This is a genomic window from Flavobacterium sp. AC105 (assembly GCF_979258495.1).
Genome location: NZ_OZ409860.1, coordinates 4,651,084 through 4,670,639, shown reverse-complemented (window position 1 = coordinate 4,670,639; position 19,556 = coordinate 4,651,084). Strand labels below are relative to the sequence as shown.

Here is a 19,556-nt window from a genome sequence, read left to right as displayed (position 1 = left end):
TGAAAATTATATTAAATATTATATTAGTATTGTTTTATATTTCATTTTCTTTATTTTGTATAATGTGGATGTTATATCATGGGGCAGGTCATGATATTCCAATTAAAACAGATATATGTTTTTTGATTTGTCTTTTATCCAATTTTTTGATTATACTAATTTTAAGATTTATAAAGAAAAGAATGTTTAAGGATGAATAGATAAGGTAAATCCGATCTCCACTGGCGCGAGCGTCCCGCTCGTGAAGACAAAGATCGACAAAGAGTATAAAACATAAAAACTTGCATTCCTGCGAGTTTTTATGTTTTATACAATTGTAAAAGGTTTTTGATTAGTGGTTTTTTTAGGAAAAATAAGTTTTTAAACATAAGATAAAAAATGGACAAGTCAGACCTGTCAAGATAAGAAAGGCTGCAGTGATGATATAGAAACCTTTTTGGGAGAGTTCATATTTTAACAATATCACATTAGAAGTTAATAAATTAAGAACTGTAAAACTTGTAATCCCGCTCTACGAAGAGTTCCATAAAGCGTTTAGTGCGCTGTTCGAAGTCTCCCGACTTCGAACCGACAAAGCGCATCGACAAAGAATAAAAAATCAAAGCCTCTTATTGCGAGGCTTTTTTACATCAAATATTTGCCATATTCTGATATAAACAAAACTGTAAAAGGTTTTTTTCTTTGGTGTTATGTTATAAGTTTGAAAAATAGCGAACTACATTCTGGAAATGAAGTACGAAACCAAACTTTCAGGTGGCGGACAAGGAATTTTCGTGAATTCAGTATTCGCAGTGGGGGGAAAACCTCAACGTCTGATTTTACACTTTATGTGTAATCCTTATTTGGTCGCACAAAACGGAGGTCGTTACACGAAACATATCTATATAGGTTCACAAAGAATAGTTTCTAAATTAGGAGATTTTGACAGTTACGGAGCGGATCCACGACGTGTTGAAAAAGCAGGAGAATCTTTCTCAGGTGTGAAAGTAAATTATGATGCGAAGTATAAAAAAGCACTAGAAATTGTAAAAGAAAATTACGCAACTTTAGATGTCCCTTATTACGGTGTTGACAACAATGATTATGTAAATGGTTTAGGATTCTGTTGTAATCCTTCAGGAGAAACTGGTTCAGGTTCTACAACTGGAAAAATGACATCGAAAAATGATAATGCAGAGTTGCAACAATTCTATTATCATCCTGATCATTTAGGAAGTTCTTCGTATATTAGTAATCTCGATGGTGAAGTATTTCAGCATATCGAGTACGTGCCTTTTGGAGAAGTTTTCTTGGAAGAGAAGAATGCCAAATGGAATACACCGTATTTGTTTACTTCCAAAGAGCTTGATAGAGAGACTGGACTTTATTACTTCGGGGCTAGATATCAAGACCCGAAACTCGGAATCTTTATATCGGTCGATCCGTTGGCTGAGAAATATGCAGGGGTTAGTTCTTATGCTTATACTCTTAATAATCCTGTTAAATTTGTTGATCCGGATGGACAAGAAGCTATAGATCCACCTGGTGAAAAATCAGTATTATCATTCTTTAAGATAGTGCCTACAAAATATATAAGAAGTACACAGAATGGGAACGGAGCTTTGGTAATGGCTCCTAATGGGAAGTACTATAATGTCAATTCGAAAGTTGCTGCATATACTTTTTCAAATGGAGGGGTTATTGATGATCAGCAAAAAGCAGAAGGGGTTTGGAGTATCTCAACTAAAAAGGGACAATGGCTATGGAATCATCCAAAAGAGAAATACGTTTTAAATACTTCTGATAGAGGTGCAGCTGAAAATTCATTTCCAGGATCAGAACATCCAGGAACTACCTATGCTGGAGCGTACAATCCAAAAAATAAAATTTCAGGACAAGATGATTACTCTCAACCACCACAAAACATAGCTGATTTTGGAGGTTATTCTCATGATAAAAATTATGATAAAGATGAAATACGAGGTTTTAAAGGAGTTCTGTCCCCACAATCAACTAAAGCAAATAAGGACTTAATCAGCATTAGCAAGCAAGTTCAAGCAATGTATAATAACAAAGCAGTAGATCCTTTTACGGGGGCTCCCGTGTCTAAAAAAACTAATGAGGCAGCTGTAAATATGGCTAAAGCATTTGAAGTAATTGAAATAGGGAAATAATTATGAAAAAATATTTAGCAATTGCAATTTTGGGTTTAATGATTTTAACTTCCTGTGATTTTGGATTTTCGGGAACTTTAGGAGGAGGGAATATACATAGATTCAACTGTACAGAAGAGAATTTAAATTTTTATCTAGATAGTATCGAAAAGCATAATTTATCTTTAAAAATTCCCAAAAAGTGGAAAAAGTATGATAATTGGAATCAAATTGGTTACGGTTTTCTAAAAGGAAAAGTTTTTTATATCAAAGAGAAAGATTCAAATGATGATGAGATGTATTATGTTTCTGTTATCCCTCCAAAGGAGAAATTTAATAAAAATCCTGGAGCATCAGTACGGGCTGTTTTTAGAATGGTTGATAATAAGCCAAGATGGTTATATCTCAGAGATTTATGGTGGTTTGATAGGAGGGGGATTGAAAAAAAGTTTGAAAAAAAAGTGTTAAGTCAATTGCCTTTAAAAACAGTATCAATTGATGAATAATGGGATAATGTATCAGATTAGGGCATTTTAAATAAATGAACATTTAAGAACATTAGAATAAAGAATGAATATTAATTTTTGTAAAAAATGAGGCAATCCCGATGGCGCGGATACGTAGACAACGATAGCGCGGAAATTTTTTCCGTGCCCGCAAAGAGAATCGACAAAGAATAGAAAGATTAAACCGCTCAGAAATGAGCGGTTTTTTTATGTTTAGAAACTGCTTTTTTTTTGGGATAATGCTTCGGCTGAAAGTTGTAATTGAAAAGTTAAATTCCTGGCATTATTTTAAAAAAAAATGCGTAACCCTTGTGGCGATTGAACAAAATAAAAAATAAATCCTAGTGCGCAAGGGCAGAAGCGTTGGGTTTTGCTAAAGGTCTTGAAGAAACGAGCTATTTTACATAATGAGTTTATAGTGCAGTGCGAAGCGGTAGCACTATAATGACCTATTATGTAACTTAGCTTTGGTGTAGTTTTAGTACTATGTTTATTGAAAACCCAATCGCAAAGAGCATCGACAAAGAGTATAAAAACATAAAAACTTGCATTCCTGCGAGTTTTTATGTTTTTATACAATTGTAAAAGGTTTTTGATTAGTGGTATTTTTAGGAAAAATAAGTTTTTAAACATAAGATAAAAAAATGGACAAGTCAGACCTGTCAAGATAAGAAAGGCTGCAGTGATGATATAGAAACCTTTTTGGGAGAGTTCATATTTTAACAATATCACATTAGAAGTTAATAAATTAAGAACTGTAAAACTTGTAATTCCGGCTATTGCAAAAAACTTAAAAATATATTCACCGCTCTGATATTAGCAACGATATCGAGGAAATTCTTTCCTTGCCCAAAAAAAGCACCGACAAAGGATAGAATTAAAAAAGTAAACTCATAGAAATGCGAGTTTTTTTATCCTATAATTTTTAGAACAAAACTTTTGAGGTATTGTAATATTGAAAATTAAGACAATCTTTGAGTCGTTTATTTTTTAATAAAGCTCCTTTATAGGATTCAGGACATATCTAAATCTTTGATATTGCTACCAATGTGATAAAAGTATTTGTATAATTGGATGGGAAATAGTTATGAAAAATATTTATTAATGGCAACAACGTTTGGTTTGATCATTTTAACTTCTTGTGATTTAGGATTTTTAGGAACGTTAGGAGGAGGTAATATATAAATTTAACTGTAAAGAGGAGAAGTTAAATTTTTATTTAGATAATATTGAAGAGCATAATCTATCTATGAAAATTCCATAAAAATGGAAGAAGTATGATAATTGGGATGAAACAGGATATGGTTTTTTAAAAGAGAAAATCTTTTATATGAAAGAAAAAGAAGCTAGTGATGATGAAATGTATTATGTCTCAGTTATCCCTCCAATGCAAAAACTAATAGCGCAGGAGTTGCGGTAAGATCAATTTTTCGAGTAAAAGAATATCTATTAGGATGGAAAACTTTTAAGGATTTATCGAGATCATAAAAAGAAGAAATTGAAGAAAGGTTTAAAGATAGAGTATTAAGTCAATTACCTTTAAAAATATTATTGGTTGACGAAAAATAGAACCTGATCACTCGGATATTGTACAACGATAGCGCAGAAATTCTTTCCGTGCCTACAAGCGAATCGACAAGTAATAGAAAAAAACCTCGCCTCAATGCGAGGTTTCTTATGCGTAGTTTTGAATTGTATTTAATTCACAATAATCTCGGCCAAATTCTGATTCTCTTTAATCTTCCCAAGTTGAATCGTTTGCAATTTACGTTCCGTTATACCATTTTTAGTAGTGTAAATTTCAACCATAACAGTTGCCGGACCATTTTCGGTTAGAGCGCTTTCTCCGTAGTAATTCGTTTTGATGATGTATTTTCCTTTTATGGCATTTCGCAATAAATATTGTTCAGGACCGTAGCCTTGCGTGAAGTCTTTAGAGAAGCGCGCTCCAATTTGAGTGTCTTTGTGTCCATAAAAACATTCTTCACTTGTAGGTTCAATGATATGCAGGTCGATATCAGTGTCCATTTGGTTCCAGTTTAGGATTATTCTAATGGCAACAGGCATTTTGTTAAGATATTTTTTATCTAGTTTGTCTGTTTTAATGCCTTTGTGTTCCTGCATCATTCTGTTTAAATCCATTAAAATAATATCTTCTACACCTTCATATTGTCCGCTCATTTCGCCAAAATAATTTACTTCAAGCGCTTTAATCAATTCATCAAAAGCATCCTGATATTGTTTGTTGTCTTCAAGAGTTAAACCTAAATCGCGATGTGCTTGTGGTTCTTGTTCTCTCCATTTTGCAACCTGACCTGCGGTAAACAAAGCATCTTCATAAGCCTGCCATTGACGCAATAAATACGTTAATGATTTATACAATTGATGATTTTCTAATCCTAAATCGGCAATATTGCTTAATACTAAAAGTGCTTTTTCTTTATCACCATTGTCATAAAAATAATTGGCTACATCAAAATAAAAACTTGGATTATTAATTTGGTCGTTACGCAATTCAAGGTACAATCCATATTTTTTATCATTCGGGGCATTTGCTAATGCTTTCAGGTAAATTCGATCTGGATTCCATTTGCTTACTTTTGTTTGATTTGAGCTGGAATACCCCATTGATATATCTACATCTGAATTAGAATCTTCCTTATCCTGATCTTTATGTACATTATTTACTGAATTATCGACAGTTGAAATTTCAACTCCTGTAACTTTTCCGGCTAAAGCTTGTGTTACATTTGGACTAGGAGATGCGATACTCTCTGAGCGCACAACCGTAGCACTATAACTAACACTTCTTTTTTCTTTTCGGTCATCTTCATCCTCTTCTGATTCTTCCGCTCGCTGACGACTAATTCCCATTGCTGTAACAACAACTTCTTGTAATTGAGCATTATTCGACTCTGACAAAACAATATTGTAAGTACGAGATCTTCCAATTTTGATTTCTCTGTTGTTCATTCCGATAAATGAAACTAAAAGTGTTTCACCTGCAGTAGCATTAATTCCAAATCGTCCATCAAAATTCGTTACAGTTCCACGAGAAGTTCCTTTTATAACAACTGTTGCTCCAGGTAAAGGAAGACTATTTTCGTCATAAATAGTTCCTCTGATATTACCCGTTACTGGGTTACTAACGTTTCTATCTGGTTTAATAGTTTTAGGTTTTGGTGGTGGTTTCGGCGCAGAGTATTTTGTGTCAGCATTCCACCAGGCTAATAGCTGTTCATAATAACGGGCAACATTTTCCCAATTGCTGTATTTTTTAGCTTGAGCGCTGGCAATTTGCTGTTTCATTATTTGATCAAATTCGGGTCTTAATTCTGCTGGTGGAATAATATCATACTGAATATAATCGTGGAGACTTTCTAGAACGATTAAAGATGTATTTTCCGTTACAATTCCGTATCGTTTTCCTAAAGTTTCAATTTCGTCAGCATTGCTTTTGTATTGAATTTCAAGATTAGCAATTTTCTTTTGTGCCCATAGTTTTTCGATACTAACATCATTCGAAACGGGTTTGGTGGCGTCAATATGAATTGTTTTTTCGAGAATAGGTTTTTCATCATAACCAAAAAGCAGCACCACATCATTTGTGTTTTTTAATGAAATTCCGGCCACACTAAAACTTCCTGAAACAGGTGTTCCAATCATTGGATATAATTCTGTAACCAGATAATTATCTTTAATACCTAAAAATTTCAAACTTTGGTACATTAGTTTATCATAGGCATCTTCGACCTTTAACTGATTCAGATTAATGAAATTCCCACCGGTTTTTATAGCATTATAATTCAAAAAAGAATAATCTGATGAGGTTAGGGAACTTATGGTATAAATTGGTTTTTTGGTTAAAGCCAAAACGTTATTGCTTAAAGAAGATAGTCCATCGGTAAAAAATAAATACTCATCATGAACAGGTAATTTAATTTTAGAAAAACGGGTTCCACCATCATAAACAGTGCTTTCTAGTGCTGTTTTTAAAGCGTCCCAATTGCCGTTTTTAATAACATAAGAATTCTTTTTTTCAAAATTATAACTTGTTAAATACAAAGTTACTTCTACATTTTTTAGCTTCGTTAAATAAGTGTCAAGTAGCTGTAATTCCTTTTTAAGATTTCGGTTTTTGCAACTTAAAGATGTATCCCAGATTAAACCAATTGTATTTGGATTTTTCTTCAATATTTTCGGATTGTCCAAAATAGTATTCGCATAAAAATAATTTTGACTATCTACACTTTGAACAACAACACTTGGAATTTCTGCACGAATTGGGATTGTAATTAATAATTTATCTTTAAGTAAATAATTTTCTTTTTTAATAGAAGTCAGATAAGATTGATTGTGGTTTTCTAATGCTAATGTTCCTTCGTCGTTTGAAATAACGGGTTGCGAAACCGCACCTAGAACTTCAACATTCAATTCAAAAACATCTAATTTACCGGAGTAGCTGCTCAACATTTGATAGGATAAATGTGTTGCATCAAAACTGGTTAATTCTTGTTCATAACCAATAATTACAATACGTTCTTTTCCGGGTAATAAAGGATAAATGCGTGTTCTAAAATTATTTCCTTCTACTTTCTCCAACAATCCCGGATCAACCCGGCGATGTTCAACAGCTTCAAAAACCTGTTTTCCTTTATTTTTATTTACAGGAACAGCTTCTCTCATTTTTCCGTTAATATCAATTGCATATCTGGAAACTGAAACTCCTTCCGGTAACGGAAACAAAAGTTCGGCTTCCATTTGGCGATTGGTTCCGTTAAAAAAATGCATTTCTGTTGTGGTGTAAGCAATATTGCCTACAACTTTTACAGCGACTTTTAATTGATTTAGTCGAACTAAAGATGAATCTTTTCCTTTTACATTCAGTTGTGGACTTTGTGCCTGAGTACATAAGCCAAAGAATAATAGCGTGATTAGAAGAATGTTTTTCATAAATAATAGTTTTAAGTTTTCTAGAAGAAACTCCTATAAAATTATAGAGCACTATTTTTATAAAAAGGTTGGAAAGGGAAGCTAAGAAAATCTGATTTATTTTTTTAATTTCGATTTTAGTAGATCAAGATAAGGTAAAACATTTAAAATTTTTATTAGAAATTAAGAAAGTAATAGTATATAAATAGAAAACCGAATGTTGAAATTCCTGATTGAATTCAACATTCGGGTTATGATATTTTAGAAATTCATAATTAGTTTACCAGCTATATTTCAAAATTAATCGGGCATTAAAAGGAGTTCCGGCTGTAAAACATATTTCATTTACCGGCTCAGTTTCGTTTTGCAATCTTGTTTCGGTCAGGAATTGTGTTTCTTTCCATTTTGTATCAAAAATATTATCGATGTTTACACCAATAGAAATCTTTTTGATTTGATAATTTACTGAAAAATCAGTGATACAATATCCTTTTGCCACTACAGAATTATCTTCATTCGCAGGTCTGTCTCCTAAAAAACGTGTTCTTAAACTTCCTGAGAATCCTTTAAGATCTTTAACAGAAATTCCGCTCATCAAAGTATTAATAGGAGCAAGGGGCAAATAATCCTGTCCTTTTGGTTCATCTATTGAGCGAGCGTGTGTAAAAGTATAATCTGCGTTCCAGAATAACCAATTGGTAAACTGATATCTAATACCAAAATCAAATCCTTTTCGCGCTGTTTTTCCGCTTGGTTCAACAATAGCTTCATCGCCTACATACACAAATTCCTGTGCTAAATATAAATACCAGATTGCCGAATTAACAATCATTCTTGGAAATGGTTTCCAATTTATACCAAGATCTCCCCCATAAGTTTCAGGAAGAATTTTTTGTCCTTTTTCAGCAACCACAACGCGCGTATCATTACTGTGAAATCCTTTTCCTAGTTTCAAGAAATATTGTAAAGTATTATCCTGAGTGTATAAAAAATTCAGTTTTGGACTTACAATAGCTTTCGACTGCGTTTGATTGCTATAAGTTGGAGCCAATAAATCTTCGTAACCAAATTTAAAATAATCCAGACGAACTCCGGAATTAATTAACCATTTTCCAGATGTAAAATCAAAACTGGTATATGAGAAAAGATTCGTTTGGTTTATATTGCCAAGACTTAAATATTCTAAGACTGTTTTTCTGTTTACGGTATGTGATAATTCAATGTCCTTATTGTTATCATTCCGCAATCCTGCTCCTAATTTAAAATTCCATTTATCAGATAATTTGCGGTCATATTCGGATTGAAATCCAACAATAGTCCTGTTTTCTTTTTGTTTTATTTGATCCCCGTTTACAGGATCTTTTAAGTAAAAGGTAAAATTAGAATACAATTCAAAATCATATTTACTAATAAAGGCCGTGTTTTTAATTTGGGAAACGTCATCAATTTTTGAATCATATTGAAGGTTCAAATTTGTTCTTCCGGTATTTCCTCCTTCATTCGAATCAATAGCGCCAAAATGTGAAATCATTCCGCTGTTTACGGCTCTGTCCGGAATTTGTCCGCTCGCATCCCATTGACTTGTAAAGTGTGATAACGAAAGGGAAATTTTATCTCCGTTATTCATTTTTGCCGAATATTTTCCGAATAAATTGATACGGCTAAAGTTTTGTGATGCATCAAAATAGCCATCTGTCATCATATATTCGCCGGCAAAATATGCCGATTGATTTTCGGTATGCAATAAATCAAATAAAGCGACTGTTCTGTACGTATTAAATTGACCCAATTCAAACTGTACAGAACTATTTTTTAAAGTTTGTTTGGTATTAAAAGCAATATATCCAGCTGTGGTAAAATCGCCTTTATCAGCAAAATAAGCACCTTTATCAAAATCAATATTATCAACCGTTTCCGGAATTACAAAGTGAAGATCAGCGTAACCCTGACCATGCGCATGAGAAACCATGTTTACCGGCATTCCGTCAACCGAAACGTTAATATCTGTACCGTGGTCACAATCAAAACCTCTCAGGAAAATTTGTTCTGCTTTTCCACCACCGGCATGCTGGCCAATAAAAAGTCCCGGAACTTTACGCATTAAATCCTGAGAATTCGAGATAGGCTGAACTTCTAAATCTATTTTAGAAATCGTATTCAAATACTTCAGGTTATTGGTGATTTTTACCTCTTCAAGTAAAAAAGGTTTTTCTTCTAATGAAATAGTAATAGGATCATTACTCAGCACTTTAAAATTTTGTGTGATATAACCTTGTTTGGAGATTTGTAGACTATCGTCTATTTTAGTGTTTTCTAATGTGAATTTTCCATCGATATCACTATGGGCGTGCATTTTCGAAATAAAATTACGAATCAGTACTTCAGTAAGAGGTTTTCCGGTTTCATCAGTTACAACACCACTAACGGACTGTGCTTTTATAGAAAAGGATAAAATAAAAATCCCAAAAAATAATAGTAATCTCATACGCCTTAATTATATAAGACGCAAAAGTAGCTCAAAAAGCACAAAATATAAAATAAAATCTAATAAATTGTAAATAAAATCGTATAAATTTACTCAAAGAGACTATTCGATAATCTCTCTTATTGTTTGGAAATAAATGAATTAGATGTCTTAATTTTATTCTTCAAATATTTTTTCCGTATCAACAGGATTATTTTCCTGATATAATTTTTGTCCAATAATTCCCTGATCTCCTAAAGCGCGGCCTTTAATCAGCCAGGCAATTCCGAAAGCAAAAAGTGAAAGCGCCTCAAACAGTAAAGTGGAATACGAAAACAATTTTAAAGCACTCGAAACGGGCACCATGAGAATAAATACTAAGATCGAATAACCGCAAACTCTGTAAATATTATTTTCGTTGAGCATACTTTTAGGGGCTTGGGTTTCATTTCCCTGACCAATTGTAAAAACATTAATCGCTAATAAAGCCAATATCAAAAATAAGAGAGCGGCAAAACCATAATGAAGCCAGCCGAGCCATTTTTCAGAATAGGGAATAAGGGTATAAATTTTTTGTGTAAAATCGTCGGGATTTGTGGGAAACAAGGCCACGCCCAAAGCCATGATTCCGGCAATATTGGTCAGTAAATTGTCATTTTTCCAAATAGATTTATTGCCATTACCTTTGTATCTAATTAGAAATAAACCAATAGCACACAAAGTTCCGGTAAAAATCTCCCTTAGATTAGTATAATAATAATCACTTATAGAAGGCTGAATCTCAGTCTGAAAAAATGAAATTAAAGAAAACCCAACCAAAAATATAGGTAAACTTATTCCAAGATATCCAATCGCGCGACGGATTCTTCGGTAAGTGAAAATATCATAATTCTCAATTTTGATTTCCTTATTGTCAATTTTCATAAACCAGAAGCTAAAGTTTTGAATAATAATAAAGATATAAAAAATGCACAGCTTATAAATAGCTGTGCATTAATTTAATTTAAGGTAATTTTAGTTCAAACGTTCTTCAATAAAAGCAGCTATATCTGCATCAGAATTGTTTGTAGAAAGTATGGTGCCATCTTTATCAATTACAATTCGTGTTGGTATTGCCTTAATTTTATAATTGCCAACAACCTCCATTTTTGAGTCAAATACAACATTAAAATTATATTTTTGGTCTGAAATAAAAGCAGTTACTATTTTTAAGGTTTCATTTTCTTCTCCTTTTTCCCATGTATTTACAAATAAAAATTGGACATCTTTATCCTTGTATTTGCTTACCAATTCCTGCATTTTAGGAAAAGAAGCTTTACATGGGCCGCACCAGGTGGCCCAAAAATCAAGAACAACAATTTTTCCTTTATAATCAGATAGTTTGGTTTCTTTTCCTTCTATATTTTTTAAAACAAAATTCGGGGCATTTATACTTCCAAACTCTTTTATAATCTGTTTGTCTTTGTTGGTTTTAGCTAACAAATTTGTTTTTTGTTTTAGCTTTTCATATTCATTCAGAGAAATATTTTTGACAACATAAATTTCTTTTAGTTTTGAAAGAAAGAAAGGCGAAGTAACACCGTTATTATTGATTTCGTCTTCGATATAAGCTTTTACTTTATCTTTGCTTTCAACTTTGTCCATCATGGCTAAATAACGTTCTTTACTTCCGGCATCCAATCCTCCAGCTTTTCTAACGCTGTCCTGATATTGAAACGCATCCTCATATTTGCCTTGTTTGTAAAGTAAAAGAGCGTATGTATCTGCATACATATTGAATTGGTTTTGATATTCCGGATTATAATTTTGTTTTTTATTTTCTGAAATAATGTCTAAAGATCTTTTAGAAATTTTTGAAGCAAATTCAATGTCTTTTACAGGCGAAGTCAAATCACCTCCGGATGACTCCCATGCAGTCTGATTGTACAAACCTCCCGGAGAATAAAATTGAGATTCGATTTTTTGTGCTTTTTCAAAATCTTTATTATCCAGGTATAAAAGCATTAAAGGATGATAAAGCATTATCAAAGTCCTTTTAGAGCTATCATGATATTTTGTTTTGCAAATATTTATAGTTTCTAAAATATAATCTTCGGTTTTATTCTGATAAGCAAAAAAACTACCAATAAATTTTATTTTTGCAAGTTTTCCATCAGGATATTTTGTCAGAATCTCTTTTTCCAGTTTTTCTTTCTCCTCCATTTTATTATTTCTTTCATATATAGAATAGGCAAGAAATAAATATTCTTCTGTATTTTTTTTGCGACAAAGCTCTGCAAAGGCCAAAAAGCCTTTTTTGTCATTCTTTTTGGTCAGGTTGTTTTTTTCATAAAGATAACTCAAATAACATTTGTCCTTTTTTAAGTTCGGATATTTGACAAATAATTTTTCGTAGCTTTTAACCGTAGTTTCAGGTTTTATATCGAGTTTTAGTTTGAAGGCATAATAGGCAGAAGCACGCATTGAAATTTCACTTGCCAAAGTTTTACCCAATTCAGATTCATTTTTGGTTTTTAGGTATACTACATAACCCTTATCCTTATTATTATCAGTAATTTTTTGTACATCACTAAAAATTACGAAAAATGCCCTCGCAGAATCGGCTACTTTAACGGTGAATTCATATTTCTCTCCATTTTTAACAATTGGTGCTGTATCAGAAATTAAATCATTATCTGAATCATACATTAGATTGGCTGTTAATTTATCCCCTATTATCAGGCCTTTTGGAGGTTCATATACATAGCTATTTGCCATGCCAACTTTGAATTTGTTTTTTAAATACACTTTTCCGGTTTGCGAAAAGGAAATGTTAATAATACTAAAGAATAATAAAATGGTGATTTTTTTCATCTGGTTTTTGGTTTATTCGCTGAAGGTTAGTTTATTAACGAAAATTAAAATTATATATTATTATGCTTGTTAATTTTGTGTAAATAATAAAAGAAAGCCCAATTCTATAACCGAAGTCAAAGAATTGGGCATGTTGTATTTGGTTTAAGCCAGACGTATAAAAATTGCTAATTTATTCGTGTTATTTCTTAGAAAACAAATTCTCAACAACCCAAGCCGGACCAATCATTAAAAACTGAAGATCTTTTAAAAAAGAAGGTTTTTTGCCTTCAATATTGTGTCCGTAAAACTGACCAATCCAGGCAATGACAAAAACGCCAATCGAAAACGCCCATAACGGAACAACTTGCCCAATATAATAATTGACAACAAGGCAAATTGCAGATAAAATAGAAATTTTGAAAGCCATTGAAACAGATAACCGAATGTAAAAAATAAGAACAAAAATTAAAACAACCACAGCCCAGTTTTCTATAATGGGCGCATTCAGTTTTAAAGTATTGGCAATAAAACCACTCGGAATACTCATTAATAAACCCACAATCGAAAAGTAAATTGCCGGAACACAAACATAATGTATCGCCTTATTTTTTGGATTCTGGTGACTTACCGCATATTCTTCAAACCATTGTTCTAATGTTCTCATTTTTTAATGTTTAGATATGTAAATCTAATAAAAAATCTTTTTGTTTTCAATAATATGATTTAGGAGCTATTTCCAGCTGTCCACTATATCTTTTGTTTTTTAAAGAAAAAAACAAAAGGATGCCGTTTCCATCTGGGCTAGGGATTTACGGTTTTAAAAGAAGGTTTTAATCGAATTATTCAAGCTTTTAAAAACTATTGTTACTGAAATGTAATTAATTTTTAATAATCTTTATATGAGAACCGTAAACGTTAAGGAAATAAATTCCGTTAGATAAATGATCAATTTGAATCCTTGAGTTCTCGGCATTTAGTATTCCCGTTTGAACCACTTTTGATAGTTGATCGTTTAATGTGTAAGAAGTCCCAATAATACTGGAATCAATATTTATAGTTATAAAATCTTTGGTTGGGTTAGGATAAAATCGTACCAATTTATTTATAGTGTTTTGAGGCACAGATAAATTATTTGACAAATTTGCAATCCACATATCTGTAGCTCCATGATTACCCGTTACATCACCATCGTTTGATGAAGAATAGCCAAAAATAGTATATTTACCATTCGCAATTTCGATAATCGAAGAAGCCGCATCGTTATTGCTTCCACCTAAAGATTTATTCCAATCTACCTGACCGTCATTAGTTAGTTTAACTACCCAGGAATCGTTACTTCCATGGTGCCCGCTTACATCGCCATCATTAGAAGCAGTGGCTCCGGCAAGTATATAGCCTTGGTCCAGGGTTTGTTGAACAGAATATAAGAAATCACTTCCGGTTCCCCCCAAAGCTTTTTGCCAGATAATATTTCCTGTAGCATTAAGTTTCACTACCCAGCCATCTCCGTTTCCGTGAGCATTTGTTAAATCACCATTCTCAGATGAAGAAAAACCTGCGGAGATATAATCACCTTCGGAATTTTGTATAATATCGGCACCAGCCTCAGCACCTGTACCACCGAGTGTTTTTTGCCATTCTAGTGCTCCCGTACTATTGATTTTAACAATCCAGCAATCTACATCGCCATGAAATCCCGTAACGTCTCCACCATTACCGTTAGTCTCTCCATTTAAAATATATCCGCCATCAGCTGTTTGTGCTAATGCCAGTAAAGTTTCATTATAATTACTTCCATAACATTTTTGCCAAATAATATCGCCACTGCTGGTCAATTTTGCAACCCAATAATCAGTAGATGGAGAGCCAATAGTATTGTGATTGCCTGTTACATTTCCGTCATTAGATCCAGAAGTACCTCCAACAATATATCCGCCATCCGTTGTTTGCTTAATAACGCTTGCATAATCATTACTAGTACCTCCTAAATATTTTTGCCATTCTATGGTGCCATTACTTGAAATTTTAATAATCCAAAAATCACCACCTTCAGGATTCCCACTTACATCTCCATCATTAGAGTTAGTACTTCCAGCAATAATATAACCTCCGTCAGCAGTTTTCTGAATAGCACTTGCAGTATCAGAACTACTTCCGCCGTATGATTTTCGCCACTCAATAGTTCCGGTACGATTAAGTTTTACAACCACAATGTCAAAAGCACCATGATTATTGATTACGTCACCATCATTAGAAAAAGAGTATCCAATAGTAATGTAGCCGTTATCTGGTGTTTGTAAAATCTTTCGGCCAAGATCATTTGATGTGCCGCCAATAGATTTTTGCCACTGTAAGGAAGGTTGTCCGTAAAGACAGAAATTCAATAGAAATAAAAAGAAGAGTAATTTTTTTTTCATATTTTATTTTTTAATTGTGTCAAAATAATCTGGTCCTGCAGTGTTTAGAACCAATTAAGATTTTATAATTAAAAACAAATATCCTCATTTAATATTTTGCCTGATTGCGGAAAGCCACATTTTAAATTATAGAATTACAATTGGCAGAAACCTATCCCTGATTATACCCAAAAACACCATCCCATAATTCATCAATTTGAACAAGTGCTTTTTCTAACGAAATAACTTCCCATTTGCCATTGGTTTCTATACCAAGACCAATATTTTTCAATTTCAATAAAGCATCTTTTACATCAAAATCAAGATCGGTATCTAATACTGTTTTAAACCAGTTTTCAATTTGAGAATCGAGTTCTTCAGCCGTTATCGGATTTTGGCTCCTGTTTAAAAAAGCATAAGCCAGAATAGTTTCCTTCAAAACTTCTTCTTCAGATGAATTTAAAAGAGAATAGAAAGCGCCGCTGTTATTTCCAAGATTCTTAAAATAAAGACTATCCGAAAGCATTTTTGAATACCTGATTTTCTTATTTACAAAATTGTTGTATTGGCGAAATAAGTAAGCAGCAAGAATTCCCAAAGCAATTAAACCCTGGTTTAAAGAAGCCTTACTATTTAATAAATCGATAGTTTCGCCTGATTTATAAGCGGCATACATGGCAATCAAAGCCGGAATTACGGTTGCGCTCAATAACGAAAAACCTCCAAAAATACCCGGAACCCAAAAGAATAGTTTATCTGTAGTCGACATTCTCGGAATCGCATTTGGAAAAATCGTTTCTAAGTCGTTTTGCGGGACACGTTTAAAGATTTTCAAAGCAATCGTTCCCGGATCAATAGGCATTTTACCTAATTTGACTTTTTTCTCCGTCAGATAATCCGATTCGTTATAATTCAGATAAATCATAACGCGATCATAATATTCAATCTCAATTTCTTTTTTCCAGAAAATAAATTTTTTGACTTTTTCTTTTGCTTTATGATGTCCGCGAACATATAATTCGTAGTCCTTAAAAGCATTAAAATCTATCGAAAGATTCAGTCCGATTAAATCCGAATCCTTAAAAGCTTTATCTAGAGTTTCCTGATCAATACGGCGATAATTACCATGCTCCAAAACGGTAAGAAGCGTTTCTTTAAAAACCGAAAAATCACTTTTTCCAATAAATCCTTCGCGTTCTTTCAGGCTTAAATCAGGATCAAATAAGGCATAGTTTTGTTTTAGGTTTCGGTTTAGATTAAAAGCTTCATAATGATAATAATGTTCGATAATATCGAAAAGTTTTTTAAAATCATCAACCTTTTTTGAGTCTTCAGAGAAATTGGTAATTTGTTGTTCGAGTAAGAATTCCTTGTTAAAGGGAATATAATGTTCTCGTGTCATACAGATTTTGGCTTTTAGTGGTACTTTAATAAACGCAAAAATACCACCCGAAATTTGATTTCTGAACGGATTTTCTATTAAAGTTTAGTTATTTTCTATTCGGGTTCAAATGTTTAAAAAGAATGAGGTTAAGAGAAATTAATTACATGGATATTACGCAACAATTCTATGAAAACTTTGCAAAAACGTGCTGCATATTTATCGTAAATTTGATTGAACCTCATTTTAAAATAAGAGATTAAAACGAATTAATACTGGATATGGAAAATATACAAACATCAAAGACGCAAAATGTCTTTAGAATACTTTTGGGAATTTTTATGATTACGGCAGCCATTGGTCATTTTACTTTTCAGAGAGCCGATTTTCAGGCACAAGTTCCAAATTGGGTTCCTATGGATAAAGATCTCGTAGTGATTCTTTCCGGAATTGTAGAAATTATATTGGGGTTTGTTATGATATTTCTAACGAAGTATAAAGTAAAAATTGGAATCGGATTAGCGATATTTTACGTATTGGTTTTTCCGGGTAATATTGCCCAATATCTCAATGGTACCAGTGCTCTTGGACTCGACACAGATCAAGCCCGTTTAATCCGATTGTTTTTTCAGCCTGTTTTGATTTTCCTGACGTTATGGTCTACTGGTGCAATTGCTTATTTTAGAAATTCAAAGGTAAAATAGGGACAAAGGTTTAAAGGAAAAGATTTAAATTTTTGGAATTTGGAATTGATATTTTGGAATTTTATTTTTTACCAATAAAAATACAATCCTGGCTTGAGCCATTTCTATTAGTCTACCTTACACAAAAACTAATGGCAATAGAACAAAAAGTTCGGCTTGTTGAGAAATTGTTTGATCGTATTGAAATAGAAATTACTGCTTTCAAATCCGAAACCCATTTGTTCTGCAACGCTGGTTGTGGCAAATGTTGTTCTACACCCAATATTGACGCTTCGCCATTAGAATTTTTGCCTTGGGCATTCCATTTATTTTTGAATGGCAAAGCCGAAGAAACACTAGAAGAATTAAAAAATTCTACTACGAAAAATTGTTTATTATACCGCCCGCTTTCCGTTTTAGAACATCATAAAGGTAATTGCAGCAATTATAAATATCGCGGATTAATATGCCGTCTTTTTGGTTATGCCGCAAATACTGATAAATACGGAAAACTAAGATTAGCGACTTGCAAAATCATTAAGGAAGAACAACAAGAAAACTTCATTATAGCCGAAGAATCGATCAATAAAGATAAATACGTGCCCATTTTTACCGATTATTATATGCAGCTCGCCCAAATCGATCTTCGATTGTGAATTACTTTATTACCCATAAACGAAGCACTAAAAATGGCTATAGAAGAGGTTTTGCATTATTATGCCTATAGACCATTTCCGGGTGGATTAGAGAATATTGCTTAATTTAATTCGGATTTCTTTAATTCAATTACTTTTTCAATAAATTGTATTAAATTTTTTCGTTCTAAAGAAAATAAAGCAGTTTCATCTTCGGTACTTAAATACAAATCAGCAATGCTTTGTGCATCCATCTTTTTGTTCACATAATGATCTTCGGTATATTTTATAAGATTGTCCAGAAAAATATCATGTAGTTTTGCTTTTTCTAATGCTTCTTTATTGCCATCTTTTAATTTTTCCATTTCTGATTCTGGTAAATCAATAGTCAGGTACGTACAATCTACAGGAACTTTTGCCAGCATTTCTTTAGAAACTTTCCCACTGCCCAAGCAATAAGCACAAGGAGCCGGCACCCATTTTAAGAGTTTATTTAAACGTCGTATATCATTCCAATCAACAAAAGTTTTTCCCAAACATCTGGGGCATTCTACATTTGATTTTCTAAACAGGAAATTAAAAATGCTCATTTTTCTATGATTATTGTAGTGGTGTTGCTAATATAATTATTTATGTAAGAAAAATGGCTTTAGTAAAGTTTTTTTTAAAGAAAGGGTTTCTGGTTGGGAAAAATTGAAGTTAAAAAAACGTAAGTTTTGGTTTGCGGCTTTTAATTCTGATGCTTTATAGAAGTACAAACAATATTAAAAATAAATTAGAGTTATAATTGGCTATGTTTACCGTAGATGGAAATCAAATGTCTTATTTATAGTTAAAATCAAATTATTGTACCATTCGCATTAATGGGTAATGCCAAATCCCAGTTGTTTTGTGCTATTGCGTTTTCAAAACAAATTGGTCTGTAAACAGTATTTCTTAAAACTTTATTTGAATGATGTTCCAGCCAATCATGTCGAACATTAAGATATTGGGTAATCCATTTTTTTTCATCTCCACCATTTGCAGGTACAGATTCAGGGAACCTTTGGCGAAGAAAAGCCAATATAGTACCACTATGAATAAAACTATCGTAAATAACCAAAAGACTTAGAGGTAGCGTAAATTTCATGCTTGTAAACCATTTAAAAGCAGGTTGATAATAAATTTGATCGAAAAAAACATCCTGAGTTGATTTCATAACAGGATCGTTTTGTCCGGCATTTTTAAGTAAACCTTTAAAAGATGAATCTGTACATAAACTAGGTTGTTTTCCTATTTTATCTATAAATGGTTTGAATTGATCAGAAAATTGTCCATTGTTGGCGGCATATTGTTGTATCAATATTTTTAATACACCATACTCAGTTGTTTGACTTCTGCCATAGGTTATTTGTTTAATTCGGCTTCCGTTAATAACAGGACCATCTGCATAAATGGAAATATTAGAATAGTTTCCCGCGGGAGTTCCCGTTTCAAAAACATTAACCACCTGAATTATTTTTCTTTTTTGATTTGCTGAAATTGCCATGATTTTTTAGTTTAATATTATTTTGATTTGTAAAATAGGATTAACAGAAAGTATAAACCTGGGA

Annotated in this window: 13 protein-coding genes; 4 read left to right on the top strand and 9 right to left on the bottom strand. The window is 32.6% G+C overall.

The genetic code is table 11. The annotated features are described in order from the left end of the window. The first annotated feature begins 827 nt into the window (after positions 1-827). Together ACZ0AH_RS19270 and ACZ0AH_RS19265 are read left to right on the top strand one after the other, a co-directional pair. Complete coding sequence (locus ACZ0AH_RS19270; RefSeq protein ID WP_463477390.1) at positions 828-2,153, top strand: RHS repeat domain-containing protein; 1,326 nt, start codon at positions 828-830, stop codon at positions 2,151-2,153. Between the two features lie 2 nt (positions 2,154-2,155). Beyond that, entirely contained in the window at positions 2,156-2,638 is a 483-nt protein-coding gene (locus ACZ0AH_RS19265; RefSeq protein ID WP_463477389.1) for a hypothetical protein, read from the top strand. A 1,698-nt stretch (positions 2,639-4,336) separates the two neighbouring features. Here the strand turns inward: ACZ0AH_RS19265 and ACZ0AH_RS19260 are convergent. The 7 genes from ACZ0AH_RS19260 to ACZ0AH_RS19230 form a co-directional block, all read right to left on the bottom strand. Next, entirely contained in the window at positions 4,337-7,591 is a 3,255-nt protein-coding gene (locus ACZ0AH_RS19260; RefSeq protein ID WP_463477388.1) for a VIT domain-containing protein, read from the bottom strand. Between the two features lie 259 nt (positions 7,592-7,850). Beyond that, complete coding sequence (locus ACZ0AH_RS19255) at positions 7,851-10,055, bottom strand: TonB-dependent receptor (RefSeq protein WP_463477387.1); 2,205 nt, start codon at positions 10,053-10,055, stop codon at positions 7,851-7,853. 156 nt (positions 10,056-10,211) lie between these two features. Further along, positions 10,212-10,958, bottom strand: a complete 747-nt coding sequence (locus ACZ0AH_RS19250) for a hypothetical protein (protein WP_463477386.1) — start codon at positions 10,956-10,958, stop codon at positions 10,212-10,214. A gap of 90 nt (positions 10,959-11,048) precedes the next feature. Continuing rightward, entirely contained in the window at positions 11,049-12,887 is a 1,839-nt protein-coding gene (locus tag ACZ0AH_RS19245) for a TlpA family protein disulfide reductase (protein ID WP_463477385.1), read from the bottom strand. Positions 12,888-13,068: 181 nt separating this feature from the next. Continuing rightward, positions 13,069-13,533 carry an Mpo1 family 2-hydroxy fatty acid dioxygenase gene (locus ACZ0AH_RS19240; RefSeq protein ID WP_463477384.1) on the bottom strand — a complete coding sequence of 155 codons (465 nt, stop codon included), beginning with the start codon at positions 13,531-13,533 and terminating at the stop codon, positions 13,069-13,071. A gap of 214 nt (positions 13,534-13,747) precedes the next feature. After that, positions 13,748-15,286: a T9SS type A sorting domain-containing protein gene (locus ACZ0AH_RS19235; protein WP_463477383.1), complete on the bottom strand. Its 1,539-nt coding sequence runs from the start codon at positions 15,284-15,286 to the stop codon at positions 13,748-13,750. Between the two features lie 151 nt (positions 15,287-15,437). After that, positions 15,438-16,667, bottom strand: a complete 1,230-nt coding sequence (locus ACZ0AH_RS19230; RefSeq protein WP_463477382.1) for a TMEM143 family protein — start codon at positions 16,665-16,667, stop codon at positions 15,438-15,440. 260 nt (positions 16,668-16,927) lie between these two features. Between ACZ0AH_RS19230 and ACZ0AH_RS19225 the strand changes: the two genes are divergently transcribed. After that, positions 16,928-17,350 carry a DoxX family protein gene (locus ACZ0AH_RS19225; RefSeq protein ID WP_463477381.1) on the top strand — a complete coding sequence of 141 codons (423 nt, stop codon included), beginning with the start codon at positions 16,928-16,930 and terminating at the stop codon, positions 17,348-17,350. Positions 17,351-17,481: 131 nt separating this feature from the next. Continuing rightward, positions 17,482-17,985, top strand: coding sequence for a YkgJ family cysteine cluster protein (locus ACZ0AH_RS19220; RefSeq protein ID WP_463477380.1), 504 nt, complete (start codon positions 17,482-17,484; stop codon positions 17,983-17,985). Between the two features lie 101 nt (positions 17,986-18,086). On the opposite strand, the gene ACZ0AH_RS19215 is transcribed toward ACZ0AH_RS19220, so the two are convergent. Both ACZ0AH_RS19215 and ACZ0AH_RS19210 read right to left on the bottom strand, forming a co-directional pair. Further along, complete coding sequence (locus ACZ0AH_RS19215) at positions 18,087-18,554, bottom strand: hypothetical protein (protein ID WP_463477379.1); 468 nt, start codon at positions 18,552-18,554, stop codon at positions 18,087-18,089. 248 nt (positions 18,555-18,802) lie between these two features. Then, a complete protein-coding gene (locus tag ACZ0AH_RS19210; protein WP_463477378.1) occupies positions 18,803-19,492 on the bottom strand; it encodes a chitosanase in 690 nt (229 codons plus the stop codon). Positions 19,493-19,556 lie beyond the last annotated feature (64 nt).